Origin of the sequence: Parendozoicomonas haliclonae (assembly GCF_900174585.1) — a bacterium.
In the GTDB taxonomy this organism is placed as follows: domain Bacteria; phylum Pseudomonadota; class Gammaproteobacteria; order Pseudomonadales; family Endozoicomonadaceae; genus Sansalvadorimonas; species Sansalvadorimonas haliclonae.
Map to the genome: position 1 here is coordinate 108,459 of NZ_FWPT01000009.1, position 17,837 is coordinate 126,295.

Consider the following 17,837-nt stretch of genomic DNA (forward strand, 5'->3'; position numbering starts at 1 on the left):
ATCAGGCGTTAATACGCTGTTCGATAGTTTCGGCGCTAAGGGCCGGATTGTTGGTGCCATGATGCTCAAGCGCCAGACAGGCACAGGCCTGTGCAATTCTGGCCGTGTTGACCAATGGCTGATGATTGATCCAGCTGTGAACCAGGCCGGCCATCAGGGCGTCACCGGCTCCGGCAACGCTGGCTACGGTAATCTGCTCGGGAGGCAGCAGAACCTGTTCATCACTGCGGCTGGCATAAAGACCTTCTTCCCCGAGGCTGATAAACAGCTGGCTGATGCCCTGCTCGTGGAACCAGTTCGCGCAGGCCGGCAGATCGGCTTCGGATTGGATTTCCTGTCCCCAAAGCAGACTGGCTTCCATACGATTCGGTTTCAGGGTGTGAATGCGATGCAGCCACGGCTTCAGGCGTTCTGCCTTGGCAGCAGAAACACAGTCGGCAAAGACAGGAGGAAGATCCTGACGCTGGAACAGGTAGGTCAGGGTGGCTTCGCTCAGGTTGGTATCAATGATCAACGCCTGGCTCAGATGAAGATCCGGGGTGCAGCCGGCGAGAAACTCAGGAGTCATCTGCTCGGTGACCGACATATCGTTGATCGCCTGCAGCAGCTCATGCTCCGGATCAAGTACCGAGAGATAAACCGGGCTGCGGAAGCCTGAGAAAGCTTTGATGGATGAAGTATCGACACCGGCGGAGCGGGTGGCCTGGATCAGTTGTTTACCAGCGTCGTCTTCACCCACAGCGGATATCAAACGAACCTGGTGGCCCAGTCTGGCCAGGTTTTCAGCGATATTGCGACCAACACCGCCCGGGGTCATGGTAACTGTGCCGGGCAGGGAGTCACCGGCCTGGCCGTGCTGGAGCGGGATGCCCTGGATATCGAGGTTGCAGCCACCGATCACCAGCACTTCCAACGGGTTGTTGAGCAGATAACCTTTGCCACGAATGAACCCTTTGCGGGTGAGGTTCATGATGTGATGGGCAACGGCCTCACGGCTCATACCTGATTGCTGCCCCAGTTCTTTCTGGGAGATCAGCGGGTTTTGGCGAATGGCCGATAGAATCAGCTTCTCTTTCTCTGTCATGGCCCGTCACTTGGTTGAGGACAACAGTGTTCGAGCCGCTATTACAGAGTTGATCCGTTTTTTTGTCAAACAAAAGTTTGTTGTGCAAACATTTGTTTATTTGTGGTTTGTGCCAGATCAATAAAAAGCCGGACATGGAAGAACCAGGTCTGGCTTATAGAGGGATTAAAAGAGCGCTGTTATTCTGTGATTATCTCGTAACAAGGCTCGTAATGGCTGCCGGGTAGTTTCATACGCTGCTGTTCAACAAAAGCCTGCAGCAGAGCATCTACCCGCTTCATCAACTTCGGTTCACCATGGAGTTTGAACTTGCCATGTTTCTGGATGTTGGCCAGTCCATCTTCCTTGATGTTACCAGCGACAATGCCAGACATGGCTCTGCGCAGGTTGGCCGCCAGCTCCGCGGCTGGCAGATGGCTGTGAAGATTCAGCTGCGCCATGTTCTCATGGGTTGGCTCAAACGGGTGCTGGAAGCTGCGATCAATATTCAGTTTCCAGTTGTAATAGAAGGCATCGTTGTGCTCCCGACGATAGCGGGTAACTTCTTTCAGTCCCTTCTGCATCTGGTTGGCCACTTCTTCCGGATCATCAATGATGATGGTGTAAAGCTTCTGGGCCTCTTCACCAAGAGTGTCGCCGATAAAGGCATCGATCTGCTCAAAGTAGGCGCGGGATGATTCCGGGCCAGTCAGAATAAACGGATAGTTCTGACATTCGTTGTCCGGGTGCAGAAGAATACCGATCAGATAAAGAATCTCTTCACAGGTTCCCGGACCACCTGCAAAAGCGATAATGCCGTGTCCCATCCGGACAAACGCTTCCAGACGTTTTTCAATGTCCGGCATGATGATCAGTTCGTTAACGATCGGGTTCGGACTTTCGGCGGCGATAATGCCCGGTTCGGTCAGACCGACAAAGCGACCTTTATGAATGCGCTGCTTGGCATGGCCAATGTAGGCGCCTTTCATTGGACCTTTCATAGCACCCGGACCACAGCCAGTGCAGATATCCATACCCCGCAGGCCCAGCTGGTAGCCGACGTCCTTCGTGTATTTGTACTCTTCCCGGCCGATGGAGTGACCACCCCAGCACACCACCAGATTAGGTGGATGCCCAGGACGGAAAGCATTGGCATGGCGCAGGATCTCAAACACCAGATTGGTGATATCGTGGGGATCGTCGAGGTTGCTGAGGCCATGGGCTTCAAGTTCGCTGTGCAGGTGCAGGATGTCACGCACAACGGAGAACAGGTTCTGACGTACACCACGGATCAGTTCGCCATTTACAAAGGCGCAGGACGGTGCATTCACCAGTTCCAGCTGCAGGCCGCGATGTTCCTGGATAATGCGGATATCAAAGTTGCTGTAGAGAGCCATCAGCTCGCGGGCATCATCAAGTTCGGTATCGCAGCTCAGAACGGCAAGTGCACACTGGCGAAACAGGGTGTAGAGACCTGTCTGGCTGGTGTCGTGCAGTTGGCTGACCTCACGGGAGGACAGCACATTCATGGAACCAGTAGGGTTGACCAGAGCATTAACGGTTTGGCATCGTGCCGTCATGTATTTTCTTCCTCTGCCTGACGGGCGCTTTTTCAAAGTATAGGAATGATGTTGCAAACAGAAATGTTTTCTCGCGTTTAAGCGAGGTAACGTAAGCGCCTGTCCTTACAATAACAGACAAAACCCGCAGGAGTTTTGAGCTATGTCCGAACATGATCACCCGATTAATGCGTACGACGAGCAGGTGGTGGTTGTCGATATGGAAAATAACATTATCGGCAGTGAGCCCCGGTCAAAAGTCAGGGATGAGCGTTTGTGTCACCGGGCAACGTTTGTGTTTATCTTCACGTCTTCCGGCCAGCTGGTCTTTCAGGAACGCACGCTGACCAAGGATGTCTGGCCCGGGTTTTATGATCTGGCAGCCGGTGGTGTGGTGGCTGCCGGGGAAGAATATGATGTCGCCGCAGCCCGGGAGCTGGAAGAAGAGATGGGCGTGCGTGATGTTGCTCTGGAGCCCCGGTTTCACTTTTATTATCAGGACGATGGCTGCTGCCATTGGGGCAAGGTCTATACCTGCGTGTGGGATGGGGAGATAATTCCCCAGCCGGAAGAAGTGGCTCGCGTGGTGACAGATGACCCGGATCGAATTCTTGCCAACCCGGCGTTTCGTTCCTATACACCAGATAGCTTTCTGGCACTGCAGAAATTAAAAAACGATGGTGTCTTTTGATCTTACCCCGTTGGGGTAGAAAGACCTGAGGAGTTGTATGTTTACCGGAATTGTTCAGGGTACACGGGAAGTTGAATCTGTTGAGCTTAAGGATGGATTCGCCACCTTCACTATTCTGCTGGGGCACGATCTGAGCCTTGGGTTGCAGGTTGGGGCCAGTGTTGCCGTTAATGGTGTCTGCCTGACCGTCACCCAGTGTACCGAAGACTCAGCCAAGTTCGATGTGATCGATGAAACCCTGCGGGTTACCAATCTCAGCAGCATCAAGGCTGGAACTCTGGTCAATGTCGAGCGGGCAGCCCGCTTTGGTGATGAGATCGGTGGTCATTCCATGTCCGGCCATATCCACGACACGGTGGAAGTGTCGGCTGTTGATAAAACCCCGGATAACACCAAAGTCACCTTCCGCTTCGACAGCCGCTGGCAGGATTACATTCTGCCTAAGGGTTATATCGGGCTGAATGGGGCCAGTCTGACCATTGGTGCGGAAGTCTCTGATAAGGAGTTCTGTGTACACCTGATTCCGGAAACATTGCGCCAGACGGTATTTGGCCATGTGCGGGTTGGTGACCGGATTAATATGGAGATTGACCCACAGACGCAGGCCATTGTTGATACCGTGAAGAAGGTGTTGGAAGCCAGAAATATCTGATACCAGACATCTTCGCTAAGAAGAGAAAAGGGCCTGCTCAGGCCCTTTTTTCGTTTGGTTATTTGTACGGGGTAATCATATGGTCCAGCGGGTTAATACCGCTGGAGTAGGCGATCGGAGCGAGGATTTTATGAATTTCCCGGTTGATATGTTGGCATGCCCTCCAGAGCTTGCGCTTCTCCTCGTGATCCAGAGACTGTAATCGGGCTTTTTCCAGCAGGTTCAATACGCCCAGCCAGGATTTACTGTGCAGGAGACGCTGGTTGCTGATGCGCTGCTTATCAATAAGCTCCTGTGCACGATCGCTGGTACTGTTGGGCTCACGTATCCAATGAGGCAGCTGTGTCTGTATCCGTTCCATACAGCTCTGTATATGATCCGGGTCCAGTCGGGAGTAGGTGGTATGGCCCTGTTCATAACCGGCTCTCACTTTTGGAATATTGGTTGGTGCCACTTCAGGTGTTGCATCCATTTCAGTACCAGTGCCGCTTACAATCAGTGGCGGCACCCGGTCACGGGCATTCTTATAGACCTCGGCCAGAACCACACTTTCTCTGCAGGTCTGAATCTCTTCCTGCAAACAGGCGAAAAACGCTTCCCGATTATTAAACTCTGCCAGCGTTCGGGGTATGGGGTAGTCTTGCTGGATTTTGGCGAGCATGACGTCACGCTCTTGTTTACTGGTCCAGGTATATTCATTCAAATCCTGGTTCTGCCGGCGCATGGTTTTTATGCGCTGTAAAACAACCTGCTGATAGACATCATCATTCCAGTTGTCCGGGAGCGTCTGGCCGATCTGCAGAATATTGCGAGCGTCCATCAGCGGGTCACCGGCACTGGCCACCTGAATGGTTGGCACCTCACTGGCTGAAACCAGTCGTATATCCGGCTTGATCCGTTCAAAGATCTTAGCCACGGAGATCTCTCCAGTGCTTTCATCCACCAGCCCCAACTTTTTGAAAACGGGCATCAGTACGGTAGAGCGGGCGGCCAAAGCCACGCCCTGGTAAATCTTGGCGTAAGGCGTCAGTGCCACCGTTCGGCTGGAGAAAGAGATACTGAGGCAGCTGATCACTGCAGCCAGTGTGGTTCGGCCATTGGTAACCGGAAGGTTGGTCAGGTGAATACGGAAGTTAATTGGCTTGGTCAAAACACTGAAGGCTTTCAGTGCCCCTTTGGCCAGTCGGTTTTCCACATAGCCGACCAGCATGCCAATAAAGGGGGAAAGGGCGCCGCCGGCTGACAGGCTGATCTGGCCACTCAGGTCGGCATCCAGATTCGGATTGAGCTGAAGGTCCACCAGTTTACCGAGGGCACTCTGCTGCAGAACATTTTGCTTGTGTTTCAGCAGTCGGGTTAGTTCTGGGGCGAGGTTCGGGAAGTTGGTATGAATCTCACGGGCATCATAGCGGGGGTTGATTCTGACGCCCTGTTGATTTTTCACGACAGTCACGCCCAATCGCCCAGTGCGGGCGTCACCATTCAGGTCGCCGCTGATACTGAAGGCTGAGGAGCCCAGCTCGGTCGTGACCCTGCGCTCCTGTTCCTCTTCGGACCCCGTGATTTCCTGGGAAACCAGCAGATTATTGCCGGTCATTTTAATATCCAGATCGGTACCCAGTTGATCCTGGGTGTCTTTGATATCCAGATTCAGGTTGCCAACCGTTGTCGTAGAGAGTTTTTGCTGGCTGCTGTTTTGGGCGGTGCTGCTGATTTGAGCGGCTGACGTTTTCAAAGTCATGGGCTTCAGCGGGCGGGTAACCCCATTCTCTTCAATCTGCCCGGCCATACCGACCTGGGCCTGCATTTGGGCTGAGTCCACATTGATATGGCTTTCACTGACCTCTTCAAAGCTTTCCAGATTGACTCGGATATTGTTGATCTCGGCAGGTCGGGTCAGCTCAAGGGTGACAGGAACGCGAGTGGTATCGGATTGCAGTTCATCAATACGAACCTGTTCAACAATAGCCTCGGTGGATGAGGTGCCAGTCTTTTTATCGGTTTTGTAGAAGGCATTCTTCACCTGTCCATGGCCTTTTACCGGCCCCTGAGAGAGAGACGCTTCTATGTTGTCTGTTGAAACGGTTGATGTCTGAAAACCTTGCTTATTAGTATCGGACTGGAACTCCAGAAGTCCCGTGCCCAGAGAGACTGTCTGGCTTAATGGTTTGCTGGGTGCTGTGTCCTGTCGGTCCTTGACCTCTTCCAGCTGTTTGAACAAGGGATCAAGCTGCTTCTTTTCGTTATCCGGCAGGTGTTGCCTGGCGGCTTCCAGAGTGTTGGTCAGTGTTTCTACAGCCTTCTGGCCGGCCTGATCATCCATGGACAGCTTGCTGGTCAGTCGGGTGCTGTTCACTATCCCTTTAATCTGAACAGGGCGGGCTGTGAACTGCTCGTCACCGTTGGCATCTTTGGTGGAGAGTTTTTCCGGAGGCTGAGTTGAGGTTTCAATGGCTATACCGCCGAGGCTCAAGTCTGTGCCGACCGAAAGATGCTTGGGCAGGTAGGAAGCGGAGGGATTCAGGCCTTCCCCTTTCAGTTCTTTGAACATGATTTTGGTTGAAAGGGCATCCGGTGAGCTCTCTGTGCCTTTCCAGGCAACGATATTGCCGGCGGTGCCTGTGACTGTCCCGACAGTATCGCCTTCAGTGATTTGAAGCGTGGCTTTGGGGAAACTGGTTTTGACATAGTCCAGGCCTTTCTCGGCATCAAAACCCATGGAAAAGCCAACTTGCTTGATATTCAGTGGTCCGGAAACCTGTGGGATAGCTCCTGTTTCGTTATCCGGGGAGGCGTTCGGTAAGGCGATTCGAGTCTGTGCATCCAGTTCTTCGACCGAGACTTCCAGATCGGTGTACGACAGTTTGCTTTGCGGCGTCTGCCAGGCTTCAACCTTGCGAGACAGGGTGTACTCTTTCTGGTCGACTTCTGTGGTCGGGGCGGTATTCATCAAATAGCCCACGCCGCAGTTATGCAACGTGGCGGTATCCAGTTTGATGTCCAGACTTTCGCCGGTAATACTTTTCTGCAGTTCTCCGCCTTCCAGTTTGACCTGCTCCGCTTTGATCCTCATCAGAGCCAGGTCATTACCCGGTGGGGATGTCTCCTCATCGTCTGGCGAGCTGGGAACCGATTTGTATTTCAATGAAGCATTACGCACTTTGGCTGATTGTGCTTTCAACAGACCGTCAGTGTTGTGGGCATCGATCTGTCCGATCCCGATCTCGGTTTCAATTTCCCCGGTGGGATCTGAGGTACGGGCAACATGAATAGAGATATCTCTGGCCGTACCGCCACCTTGCAGCAGCAGTGATTTATCAGTCACCTCATCGGGACGGCTGGACAGAGCAAAAGACTCGGCATCGACTTCCGGGATAGAAATCTGGGTAATATTGCGGCTGACATCCACATGGCCGGTAATTGTCGGCGCCTTACCTTTGGCCTGAATGCCGCCGTTGAGATCCGCCTCGCCATCTTTGATTTTGAACGCGACATCCAGAGCATTACGGGGGCCTTCATGCTCGGCCTTGATATAGACCACACCCCGCCCAAGCTTGACCGGGCCGGTAATATCGTAGGGTTGTTTAAAGGTGGATTGCGGGATACAAAGATCCCCTGATGCTTCCCGAAAACCGATGGCCGTTTTTGTACGGCCTGTCTGAATCTCGCCGGCCACTACGGATGGGGTAGGCATCATCTCGCTGGAAGACTGCGTAGCGACTGTCAGGCCTTTAATGACACCCTCCTTAAGGGTGATATCGCCGGATGATTCGGCCTTCAGTTCAGGGCAGGCCACCTTTAGGGTACCGTTGTCGTGAGTGATATTGATCAGGTCAGACTTCACCTTTATATCATTGGTGCCACGGGCGGTATATGGGAAGACTTCAGACAGAATCTGGCGATGAGTTTCCGGCAGCAGGGGTTCCATATTGTGGGTTTGCACCTGAGCATCCACATTTTGCAGCTGCACATGCAGAGGGTTGTTCCCACCATCTGTTGTGGAGGGAGCACTTGTGGGGAAGTCGGCAATAATATCAGCACTGTTTAATTTAATGGCAGATCGGCCGGCATCGGTGCCTTTCAGGACCGTCTGGATTTCAGCATTGCGAACCTGACACTGGATCTGTTGTGGAATGACGTTTTGTCGCCAGGCCTTGAGATTCATAAACAGGGCGGTGATATTGCCATAGATACTGCCGGTGCTGAGCAGGCGCTGCAGGTAGGTGCCTTTTTCAAAATTGAGGGTCAGATCGGCATCGGAAATATTGACCTCGACATCCTCTTCCTTTCCTCCGCCCATCTTGACTGCGGCCTGGCCGGTCACTGAGGCTTTGATTCTTAGTTTCTTAAAGGCGTCTTCACCTTCTCCCTCGCCAACAGCTTCAAGGGCTTTTATCTTGATGGTGACGTTGGATAGAGAAATATTGTTGGCACTCAGGGTCAAACTTTTCAGCTTGATCTCTTCCGGCTGGAACGGTTGGCCCGAGCGGGACTTGTGGTAGGCATTCGAGAGGCTTTTCAGGGCACCGGACAGGTCATAAGTACTCAGACCTTTGGCAAAAAAGGACAGGCCAAAGCTCAGCAGGCGAAAGAGAAGCTGGCGGTCTATAAGCCGGGTTCGGTCAGTCAGTGTTACCGAGCGCTCGTCTGTGGTTTTTGAGCGAAACAGTTTCCATGAGGCCGGACTGAACCAGCTGGTACTTGTAGACGGGTGCTTACGGGGAGTCCGCTCATTGAGTTGTTTGTCGCTATGTTCTTCAATGCCCGATTTTTCTCGAGCCAGGCCAAGATAGCTGACCATGCGGCCATCCTTGGTGCGATTGAGAAGCGGGTCGGCCTGAGTCAGCAGAAGATCGGCTTCACTCAACAGCTCAGGAGGGGAGCGTCTGGGCAATTCGTTGGGATTCGACGGAAGCTGCCGGGGTTGATCCGGTACCGCTCGGGTGGAGCGTTTGGGTTCCTGACTTTCAACTAGAGACGTCTTCTGGATTTCTTCATCCGGCAGATGTTTAGGCTGCGACTCCGGGGGGAGCGAAGAGGGAGAGGGTTGTGTTCCCGTGGGACGGTTTATGGAACCCGACATGGTGAGGCATCCTGCCAGTTTATAGCTTCTTTTTAGTCTAGCGTCTTCGTGATTGAGAAGACTGAGGAATAGGAAGTAACCAGAGATTATTAACTGACTGTTATTAAAAGATTTTGTTCTTGAGGGGGAGTGGACAGTCGGCTTAGTGACGAACTATGTTGATTAGGCTCTTTTTGATAAGTCCAAGCGTGGGTTGCCTACGCTGCTAGAGCGAGCATAGAAGTAAAAGCTGCTTCACCCACACGGGGTAAGCAGCTTTTTTATTGGGTAGTAATTATTTATTGGGTGGTCATTAGCGCAGATTAAAACAGATGTCTCTCGACATCAGCAAAGGTCTGCGCAAAGTAGGCCGTCATCCCATCACGGATAAACTCAGGCAGTTCCTCAAAGTCCCTCCGATTGGCTTCTGGAAGAATCACGGTCTTGATATTACTGCGTCGAGCTGCAATCACCTTTTCCCGTATCCCGCCAACCGGTAGAACATGGCCGGTCAGGGTCAGTTCTCCCGTCATGGCGATCGGCTTCGGCTTCTTGTTGAGGGCCAGGCTCAACAGGGCGCTGGCCATAGTGACACCGGCACTTGGGCCATCCTTCGGTGTTGCACCTTCCGGTACGTGCAGATGGATATGGGACTTGTCGAAGAAATCTTCCTGAGCGCCGAACTTCTTCAGGTTACTCATTATATAGCTGTAGGAAATCTCAGCCGACTCCTTCATCACCTCACCCAGACGGCCGGTCAGGCGGAAGCCCGGACGCAGGGTATGCACGCAGCTGGCTTCAACCGGCAGGGTAGCGCCGCCCATGGCGGTCCAGGCCAGGCCGGTAATGACACCAACGCCTTGAATAACCTTCTCTTTGCTGAAGTAAGGTTTGCCCAGATAGTCTTCGAGATCCTTAATGCCGATCTTGATCTTCAGGTCACGGTCTTCAAGGATTTTCAGCACCGCCTTGCGAATAATGCGCGCCAGTAGTTTCTCCAAATGACGCACACCGGATTCACGGGCGTACCCTTCGATCAGAGTCTTCAGGGTGGCATCACTGATTTTGAGCTGAGATTTCTTAAGCCCGGCTTTGCTCAGCTGCTTAGGCCACAGGTGGTTTTTGGCAATCGCCACTTTTTCCTGAGTGATATAACCGGACAGACGCAGAGTGTCCATACGATCCAGCAGCGGCCCCGGGATGGTATCCAGCTGGTTGGCAGTACAGATAAACAACACCTTCGACAGATCAATGCGCATATCCAGGTAGTGATCCAGGAACTCGCTGTTCTGTGCCGGATCAAGCACTTCCAGCAGAGCGGAAGCCGGGTCGCCACGGAACGAGGCGCCGATCTTGTCGATCTCATCCAGCATAATCACCGGGTTGCTGACATCGACCTCTTTCAGGGCCTGTACCAGCTTGCCGGGCAGGGCGCCAATATAGGTACGACGGTGGCCTTTGATCTCGGCTTCATCGCGCATACCGCCCAGACTGAAGCGATAGAACTTGCGCCCCAGTGCGTTGGCAACAGATTGGCCGATCGAGGTTTTACCAACACCCGGCGGGCCGACGAGCAGAAGAATAGAACCGGCAACTTCCTGCTTGTAGGCACCCACAGCCAGGAACTCGATAATCCGATCTTTGACATCATCCAGACCGTCATGATCCTTGTTCAGCACCTTGCGGGCATGGGCCAGATCGAGGTTATCCTCTGACAGAATGCCCCAGGGCAGGGACGTAGCCCAGTCCAGATAATTACGGGTGACGCTGAATTCCGGCGAGCCGATCTCTAGCATGGAGAACTTGTTCAGCTCTTCATCGATCTTCTTCTGGGCGGCTTCCGGGATGGTTTTTCCTTTCAGCCGCTTCTGGAACTCTTCCATCTCCGCAGTTTTGTCATCCTTGGCAATGCCCAGCTCTTTCTGGATGACTTTAAGTTGTTCCTTGAGGAAGAACTCGCGCTGATGCTTGTTGATCTTGAGGTTTACTTCCTCACTGATCTGGCTCTGCAGCTTGGCCACCTCCTGCTCTTTGCGGATCAGCACCAGAACCTTTTCCATACGACGCTGTACGGAGATGGTTTCCAGTACTTCCTGCAGCTCGGAGCCTGGTGCAGTGGTGATCGCAGCAGCAAAGTCGGCCAGCGGCGAAGGTTCGCGAGGACTGAACCGGTTCAGGTAGTTCTTCAGCTCTTCGCTGTAGAGCGGGTTGAGAGGCAGCAGCTCCTTGATCGCGTTGATCAGGGCCATGGCGTAAGCCTTGAGGGTGTCCTCGTCCTCGACCGGATCTTCCAGATATTCGACCTGCGCCAGAAATGGTGGGCGGCGGCGCAGCCAGTTGACGATGCGGAAGCGTTGTACGCCCAGGGCGATAAACTGCACCTGATCATCCACTTCAACAATATTATGGATTTTGACCACGCAGCCGATTTCCGGAAACTCCTCCGGTTCGGCAACTTCGCCGGCAATATCAGGCACGTAGGAAAGACCAAGTGCTTTATGGTCGGTCTGGGCAACACGCTTGAGGGTTTCTTCCCAGTGCTTGGCGCCAAACACCAGCGGCTGAACCTGAGCCGGGAAAAATGGCCGGTTAGTGGCGGGAATAATATAAAGCTTGTCCGGCAGATTCTGGTGGGGAAGTGTTAAAGCGGTACTGCCCAACTCATTGTCGCCTTTCTCAATGTACTCTGCAGTGTCGTCGTATTCTTCGCTCATAACTGTATTCGCAAGCTCTCTGTGCAGTGTGTCCGGTGCTGGATCCCTGGATCGATCTCACCCGGCTCGGACAATGATGTTGTGTACTGGTTTGGGGCCTGGTAGTGAGTCATCGGAAGGAGTCGGTCACCGCTGCAGGCTTCGGGTCAGTCACTCTTTGCTTTATAGATAATGGCGGCTTTCCGGTTTTAAAAGGGTATGAAGGAAATTATGGCTGAAATCCTCATCTGTGCAGGTCTGTGCACGACAGAAGACAGGAACAGGGAGAGTGTATTTATGTACGTTCGTACGGCTTTGTTGATTTGACGGCTAAGAAGCTATTAAATAGACGACTGACAGAAAAATAAAAATAACAGGTCATTCTTATGTCCATACTCTGGTCTCGCTTGCGTTTTTTGACGCTGTCCGGTTGTCTGCTGTCATTTGTTCTTTCTGCTCCATCCCATGCCATGAACGTCAAAGGTGTGGATATTCCCGATGTGCTTCCTGCGACGGATGAACGTCCGGCTATGCAGCTGAACGGCGCATCTCTACGGGTTATGTATTTGCTGGTGGATGCCTATATCGGCCAGCTGTATATGGAAAACCCCAGTACCGATCCTGAACAGATTTATCAGGATGAAGGGTATAAGCGTATGGTGTTCCACATCATGGCGCGCAGTGTCAGCGGCCGACGAATTACTTCGGTAATGAATGAGGCGCTGGAGCTGAATATTTCTCCTGCCGAACTGAAAGGCTATGAGGGTAAGCTGGAACAGCTGACGGAAATGTTCTCCGGTCGCCTTAAACGCGGTGAGCAGGGGATGGCTGAATATGTTCCCGGATTGGGGACTCGCGTCATTATTAATGGAGAGGTGCGAGGGGTGATTCCCGGCAAGGACTTCTTTAATGCTCTGCTGACTGTATGGATCGGCAAGAATCCAGTCAGCAGAGATTTCAAGAACGGTATTCTGGGCTTGAAAGAAGACGACAAGCCCGAGAAAAAGTCATAGGCGCTTGAGCCGTCTCCGGGCGATAACGGCATCAATGGAAAAGACTACCAGTGCTGCCCAGATAAACAGAAAGCTGATTTTGATGTTCGGGCCAAACGGCTCACCATAAACCAGTACTCCAAGGCTCAATGAGAGTGTTGGGCCGATATATTGCAGAAACCCAAGTGTTGTCAGTCGTAACTTGGGGGCTGCGCTGGTAAACAACAAAAGTGGTGCCGATGTAATGGCACCTGCCAGAATCAACAGGCCACTGGTAGTTGGATCCGACAGCGTAAAGGAGGACTCACCCTGCCAGGTCAGCCAGATCATAAAGCCCAAGGCAATAGGCAACAGCATCAGAGTTTCCATAAACAGCCCGGGAATAGCAGGCAGTGCGGCCTGTTTTCTTACCAGTCCATACAAACCAAAACTGACGGCCAAGAGAAGTGAGACTGTCGGAATTTTCCCCAAAGTAAACAACTGCCAGCAAACACCGGAGCTGGCCAGCAATAAGGCAATCACTTGCGGACGGCTTAAGCTTTCCCGTAGCAGCAGGGTACCCAGCAGAACACTGGCAATCGGGTTGAGGTAATAACCCAGACTGGTTTCCACAATCCGGTTGTTACTGATCGCCCAGATAAACGTCAGCCAGTTGACTGCAATCAGCACAGAAGACAGCAGCAGTATTTTTAACTGTTTCTTATCTGTGGCAATGGTAATGACCGATTTACGATGCCCAAAGAACCAGGCAATCAGGCCCAGCAGAACAAAAGACCAGACGACCCGGTTAGCCAGTACTTCAAGGGCTTGAACATGAGCCACCTGTTTGAAGTAGATGGGTACCAGCCCCCAGATAACAAAAGCACCTATGGCTGAAAAAGCGGCAATTGAGGTCTGTGCCGCGGTGCTGTCAGCATTACTTGTTTGCAATTTATGGAACCGTTTTGAAAAAGGGCTGGTAAAACACTATGAGTGGCGTTATATAGTGCCCGCGCGATAGAGCCCGCTGTCGTTTATGGCGTCCGGCCATACGGAATTTCATTTTATACCTCAGGCGGGACTTCTGAGTCACACCTTTTCTGATGTTTACGGACACCTTCCCGGTCCGGTTTTGTTGTGTTTGGAGGAAATATGTCACCGTCCCTGATGGAGTTCGGTGTTTTGTGCCTGACGTCCCTGTTTACCATGATCAATCCCATCAGTATTGCTCCGGTTTTTCTCTCCCTGACCAACGGGCTGAAAAGTGACCGTCGTCGTCAGGTAGCTGACAAGGCCATTTTAACGGCACTGGCAATTCTGATGTTTTTTGCCCTGACCGGTTCGGTGATTTTTGATGTGTTTGGTATCTCGGTGAATGGCCTGAGGATTGTCGGCGGTATTCTGTTCTTTGGCATGGGGTATGAAATGGTGCAGGCGCGCCAGAGCCGAACCCAGTTCGATAAGGCTGAAGAGCTGGAGACCATTGACGCCTACTCCCAGGATATTGCCTTAACGCCATTGGGTATTCCGCTGGTGTGTGGCCCGGGTGCGATTGCGACGGTGCTGATCCTGATTCAGGAGAAAACCTGGGACTATATGTTGCTACTGTTTGCCTGCATCTGTGTAGTGATGCTGGTGACCTGGATTACCCTGTTGTTTGCCGGCCCGCTGATGAACCGGTTGGGTGAGGGCGGAACCAAGGTGCTGACCCGGGTGATGGGTCTGATTGTGATGGTTATTGCGGTGGAGTACTTCTTTGCCGGTCTTTCTCCTATTGTCCGCAATATGCTTGACCTGCCTTTGATCTGATGCGCTCTGTAGAGTAACTAGTGTGGACAATCTAATGGCAGATCGTCGCCACGGATTGGCAGGGCCGCAGTCTGGATTGGGCAGATAGTGGGAAGCTCACAAGTGCCGGCTTGAGTATCCAGCCAGGTAAGAGCCTCGTTCAGGCTGAAAAAACGCTGACACAGGTGCTCAGCTTTGCCAGCCTGGTTTCGGTACTCCATATAGAGGGCGTATATCCGCTTGGGTATTCTGTGAGGGCGGGAGCTGAGTGGTTTAGCCTTGGTGGTTAACAGCAGAACCCCTTCCGAAAGCCAACAGTAAACCGGGCAGTTATAGCCGTGGTGGATGATAACCCGACTAAAGTGGGCAAGCTGACGGGCCTGCTGCTCCAGCTTCAACGGTGAAACAGGCTTATGGAAAACAAAGGTGCCGGCGGTGTTCAAACAGTTGGTCCCGGATGGTTCAGTAACATGCTTAAAAAGCAGAACGCCATTAAAGCAGTGCTATGAGAGAGCTACCAATAGGGAAAGACCGAAAATTGAACAAACACCTGTTGCCACACCATCGTCACTGTTATACATTACGCCCCGCTCGCAGGGCAGCGCTCTGCAGTAAGGCACTCTGGATGCGGAATGTGATCTGTAAGTAGAGTGTTAAAAATTTGGTGAGGTGTCCGAGTGGCCGAAGGAGCACGCCTGGAAAGTGTGTATACGGAAACGTATCGAGGGTTCGAATCCCTCCCTCACCGCCAAACAGCTAAGAGTTTATAAAATATTAAATCCCGCACAGTTACTGTCGCGGGATTTTTTGCATTTGTAACCCCTGAATAGCCCCACTCCAGCGCAGTTCGTCCACTTGCGCCAGCATGACTCTCCGGCTGCGTCCTGTCCCTTATCTTATTTTGTCTCTCAAAATGCTGATGGTAGTGAAAGGCCAAGGTTTCAATGTGGGAAGTAAGGTGCTGGTCGAGAAGGGTAGTATTGCCCAGGAAGTTCCAGATATTCCTGTCTACAGAAAACAGGTCTGAGCATCTACAGACTTATGATTCGGGTTATCCCCCTCTCCACCAATGAACTTTTATGGTGTAGTATGCCCGGTAATCCTGTTTTCTGATGATAGATGCAGGGATATTTAATGTGTCCATCCCACTCACTATAAGAAGTACAAAATGATGGAACAGGTATACCAGATTGATCGCCTCCTCTCTTACCTTGAGCACGACCCCGGTAATCCGGTGCTTCTGTGTAATCTCATTCATTCGCTGCTTGAGAATAGACGCATTGATGAGGCACGAGAGTGGTTACAAAAAGCACTGATTCATGCTTCCGAAGATCCTGGGGTAATTGCTCTTCAGGGGCAGTTTTATTTGGGAGATGGGGATGCGCTGAATGCAGAATGTAACTTTCAAAAGCTTCTTGATCTTGGTCATACCCATGAGAGTGTTTTTTACAATCTGGCTTATGCATCTCTTCTTCAGGGAAATGCGCATAAAGCAAAGGATATTTTGAAATCTGCCGACACCCCTTTCCTTCAGGCTGCAACATGTTTGCTTCTGGTCCGATGCCTTCATCAAACAGGTGATCTGGATGAAGCCTTGGCTGCTTTATCGGATGTGCATGCCGATGAAGCCGTACTGGCTGCTCAGGTTAATGGAATTAGAGCCCTGATTTATTTGGATAAAGAAGATCTTCAGGAATCCAGACAGTGGGCTGAAAAAACAATGGCAATCGATCCAGGCAACTTTGAAGCTTTGATCGCTATGGCCTATTGCGATTTTTCAGCAGCTGAACTGGACACTGCGAGTTACTTCTTCGATAGAGTACTTAAAATACGGCCTGATAGCGGTCGTGCTCATTTAGGGAAAGGTCTTCTTATGAGCCTTTCAAACCAGCAAAGCAAAGCTATAGAGCATTTTAATCAGGCTCTCCGAGATATGCCTGAACATCTGGGTACATGGAATGCCAAGGCCTGGGCAGAAATATTGCAGGGGGAATTCAAACAGGCTGAGCAGAGTCTGTTAGCGGCCCGTAACCTTGAACCACGCTTTGCGGAGACGCAAGGAACGCTGGCTGTTGTTTATGCAGTGCAGGGCAAGTGGGATCAGGCAGAAAAACTGGCAAAGTTGGCAATGCGATTGGATAAGTACGCCTTCTCTGCACAGTTTGCCCAGGTTCTGGTTATGGAGAATAAAGGGGATACTGGAACTGCCAGACAACGTCTGGACGCAATCTACCAAAGGCCTGTCAGCCAAAATGGTTCGCTGGAAAGTCATATTCAGCAATTCCTTCATCGCACCAAGCCGTAGTGTGGTTGTTGCTTATGACGACAGATTTTGCACTCTTTCTCTCTGAGCAGATGTTGATGACAGCCCTTATTATTGCGGCTCCAGTACTGACGGTTGCACTTGTTGTCGGGTTGTTGATCAGTATTTTTCAGGTCATGACCCAGATTCAAGAGATGACGCTGACTTTCGTACCAAAAATTATCGCGATTGTTGGTGTGTTGTTTCTGTTCGGGCACTGGATGCTGAGTACTCTGACAGGCTATGCATCTGAGTTGATACGATCTATCCCATCTTTGTTGTAGGTGTTTGATGGTAGATGTCTTAATCAGCACAGAAAAAATAGTGACAATCTTGCTGATTGCTACTCGTCTTATGCCTGTTTTTTTGGTTTTACCACTACAAAATGTTATCAGCCTGCCTAATCGGATCCGCTTTTTTATTGTCCTCGGCTTGTCTCTTGTTCTTTCTACCCTGACGAGCTCTGCGTCTCTTGATTCCCCCATGGTCCTTCTTTTCGCATTTGGCTACGAGTTGCTTATTGGGTTGGCTCTTGCCAGCATTGTTCTCGTTTTTTTTAGTGTTTCTCTTTATGCGGGAAGGCTGATTGACTTTCAGTCAGGGTTAAGTGCAGCCTCCGTTCTGAATCCTTCCTCCGGTAGTCAAAACTCTCTACTGGGAACATTGATCCTGCTGACAGGCACCTCCTTTTTCTTTTTACTTGATGCACACCATGTATTGATCAGAGGTTTGCTCTTTTCACTGGAAACTTTCCCGCCGGGGCATGGGGGAGAGTTCGACAGGTTGTGGAAGGATCTTTTGCTGCTCGGTGTTCCTTTGTTTATGTATGGTTTGCTGATCGCAAGCCCCGTAGTTATCGGGTTACTTTTCATGGATGTAGCATTCTCGGCAACAGCACGCACCATGCCTCAAATGAACCCTTACTTCATAGCGTTGCCTGCCAAGATTGCAGCGGGTGTTGCTCTTACGGCCTTGTCCATTGCTCAATTCAGTCCAGTGTTTGAACACCTGTTTACAGAACTGTTCACCCATTGGCATAAGGTGTTAAGGGGATAA

13 protein-coding genes and 1 tRNA gene are annotated in these 17,837 nt (G+C 51.6%); 8 read left to right on the plus strand and 6 right to left on the minus strand.

Annotated elements, in window-relative coordinates; translation table 11 throughout:
- Position 1: 1 nt before the first annotated feature.
- Positions 2–1,084 carry a PfkB family carbohydrate kinase gene (locus tag EHSB41UT_RS18310; RefSeq protein ID WP_087112307.1) on the minus strand — a complete coding sequence of 361 codons (1,083 nt, stop codon included), beginning with the start codon at positions 1,082–1,084 and terminating at the stop codon, positions 2–4.
- Positions 1,085–1,263: 179 nt separating this feature from the next.
- Positions 1,264–2,643, minus strand: a complete 1,380-nt coding sequence (ppnN, locus tag EHSB41UT_RS18315) for a nucleotide 5'-monophosphate nucleosidase PpnN (protein ID WP_087112308.1) — start codon at positions 2,641–2,643, stop codon at positions 1,264–1,266.
- A gap of 142 nt (positions 2,644–2,785) precedes the next feature.
- Here ppnN and EHSB41UT_RS18320 point away from each other — a divergent pair, with 142 nt between their 5' ends.
- Entirely contained in the window at positions 2,786–3,313 is a 528-nt protein-coding gene (locus EHSB41UT_RS18320) for an NUDIX hydrolase (protein ID WP_087112309.1), read from the plus strand.
- Positions 3,314–3,350: 37 nt separating this feature from the next.
- Complete coding sequence (locus EHSB41UT_RS18325) at positions 3,351–3,965, plus strand: riboflavin synthase subunit alpha (RefSeq protein WP_087112310.1); 615 nt, start codon at positions 3,351–3,353, stop codon at positions 3,963–3,965.
- Between the two features lie 58 nt (positions 3,966–4,023).
- On the opposite strand, the gene EHSB41UT_RS18330 is transcribed toward EHSB41UT_RS18325, so the two are convergent.
- Together EHSB41UT_RS18330 and lon are read right to left on the minus strand one after the other, a co-directional pair.
- Positions 4,024–9,048, minus strand: a complete 5,025-nt coding sequence (locus EHSB41UT_RS18330; protein ID WP_087112311.1) for a hypothetical protein — start codon at positions 9,046–9,048, stop codon at positions 4,024–4,026.
- A gap of 302 nt (positions 9,049–9,350) precedes the next feature.
- Positions 9,351–11,741 (minus strand): endopeptidase La, encoded by a 2,391-nt coding sequence (gene lon / locus EHSB41UT_RS18335; protein ID WP_087112312.1) that lies wholly within the window; start codon positions 11,739–11,741, stop codon positions 9,351–9,353.
- 365 nt (positions 11,742–12,106) lie between these two features.
- Here lon and EHSB41UT_RS18340 point away from each other — a divergent pair, with 365 nt between their 5' ends.
- Entirely contained in the window at positions 12,107–12,733 is a 627-nt protein-coding gene (locus EHSB41UT_RS18340; protein WP_087112313.1) for a chalcone isomerase family protein, read from the plus strand.
- Here the strand turns inward: EHSB41UT_RS18340 and rarD are convergent.
- Positions 12,728–13,642, minus strand: coding sequence for an EamA family transporter RarD (rarD, locus tag EHSB41UT_RS18345; RefSeq protein ID WP_087112314.1), 915 nt, complete (start codon positions 13,640–13,642; stop codon positions 12,728–12,730). The genes EHSB41UT_RS18340 and rarD overlap by 6 nt on opposite strands.
- Before the next feature lie 201 nt (positions 13,643–13,843).
- Here rarD and EHSB41UT_RS18350 point away from each other — a divergent pair, with 201 nt between their 5' ends.
- Positions 13,844–14,500: a MarC family protein gene (locus EHSB41UT_RS18350; protein WP_087112315.1), complete on the plus strand. Its 657-nt coding sequence runs from the start codon at positions 13,844–13,846 to the stop codon at positions 14,498–14,500.
- A gap of 17 nt (positions 14,501–14,517) precedes the next feature.
- Here EHSB41UT_RS18350 and EHSB41UT_RS18355 read toward each other — a convergent pair whose 3' ends face one another.
- On the minus strand, positions 14,518–14,922 hold the full coding sequence (locus tag EHSB41UT_RS18355; RefSeq protein WP_087112316.1) for a hypothetical protein: 405 nt from the start codon (positions 14,920–14,922) through the stop codon (positions 14,518–14,520).
- Between the two features lie 220 nt (positions 14,923–15,142).
- Here EHSB41UT_RS18355 and EHSB41UT_RS18360 point away from each other — a divergent pair.
- From EHSB41UT_RS18360 to EHSB41UT_RS18375, 4 genes are all read left to right on the plus strand, one after another.
- Positions 15,143–15,230, plus strand: a tRNA-Ser gene (locus EHSB41UT_RS18360).
- Positions 15,231–15,647: 417 nt separating this feature from the next.
- Positions 15,648–16,784 carry a CDC27 family protein gene (locus EHSB41UT_RS18365; protein ID WP_087112317.1) on the plus strand — a complete coding sequence of 379 codons (1,137 nt, stop codon included), beginning with the start codon at positions 15,648–15,650 and terminating at the stop codon, positions 16,782–16,784.
- Between the two features lie 14 nt (positions 16,785–16,798).
- Entirely contained in the window at positions 16,799–17,065 is a 267-nt protein-coding gene (gene fliQ / locus EHSB41UT_RS18370; protein WP_087112407.1) for a flagellar biosynthesis protein FliQ, read from the plus strand.
- 7 nt (positions 17,066–17,072) lie between these two features.
- Positions 17,073–17,837, plus strand: a complete 765-nt coding sequence (locus EHSB41UT_RS18375) for a flagellar biosynthetic protein FliR (RefSeq protein ID WP_087112318.1) — start codon at positions 17,073–17,075, stop codon at positions 17,835–17,837.

Coding starts and splice junctions, on each gene's coding strand:
- EHSB41UT_RS18310 (WP_087112307.1), bottom strand. CDS start 1,084: ATGACAGAGAAAGAGAAGCTGATTCTATCGGCCATTCGCCAAAACCCG.
- ppnN (WP_087112308.1), bottom strand. CDS start 2,643: ATGACGGCACGATGCCAAACCGTTAATGCTCTGGTCAACCCTACTGGT.
- EHSB41UT_RS18320 (WP_087112309.1), top strand. CDS start 2,786: ATGTCCGAACATGATCACCCGATTAATGCGTACGACGAGCAGGTGGTG.
- EHSB41UT_RS18325 (WP_087112310.1), top strand. CDS start 3,351: ATGTTTACCGGAATTGTTCAGGGTACACGGGAAGTTGAATCTGTTGAG.
- EHSB41UT_RS18330 (WP_087112311.1), bottom strand. CDS start 9,048: ATGTCGGGTTCCATAAACCGTCCCACGGGAACACAACCCTCTCCCTCT.
- lon (WP_087112312.1), bottom strand. CDS start 11,741: ATGAGCGAAGAATACGACGACACTGCAGAGTACATTGAGAAAGGCGAC.
- EHSB41UT_RS18340 (WP_087112313.1), top strand. CDS start 12,107: ATGTCCATACTCTGGTCTCGCTTGCGTTTTTTGACGCTGTCCGGTTGT.
- EHSB41UT_RS18350 (WP_087112315.1), top strand. CDS start 13,844: ATGTCACCGTCCCTGATGGAGTTCGGTGTTTTGTGCCTGACGTCCCTG.
- EHSB41UT_RS18365 (WP_087112317.1), top strand. CDS start 15,648: ATGATGGAACAGGTATACCAGATTGATCGCCTCCTCTCTTACCTTGAG.
- fliQ (WP_087112407.1), top strand. CDS start 16,799: ATGACGACAGATTTTGCACTCTTTCTCTCTGAGCAGATGTTGATGACA.
- EHSB41UT_RS18375 (WP_087112318.1), top strand. CDS start 17,073: ATGGTAGATGTCTTAATCAGCACAGAAAAAATAGTGACAATCTTGCTG.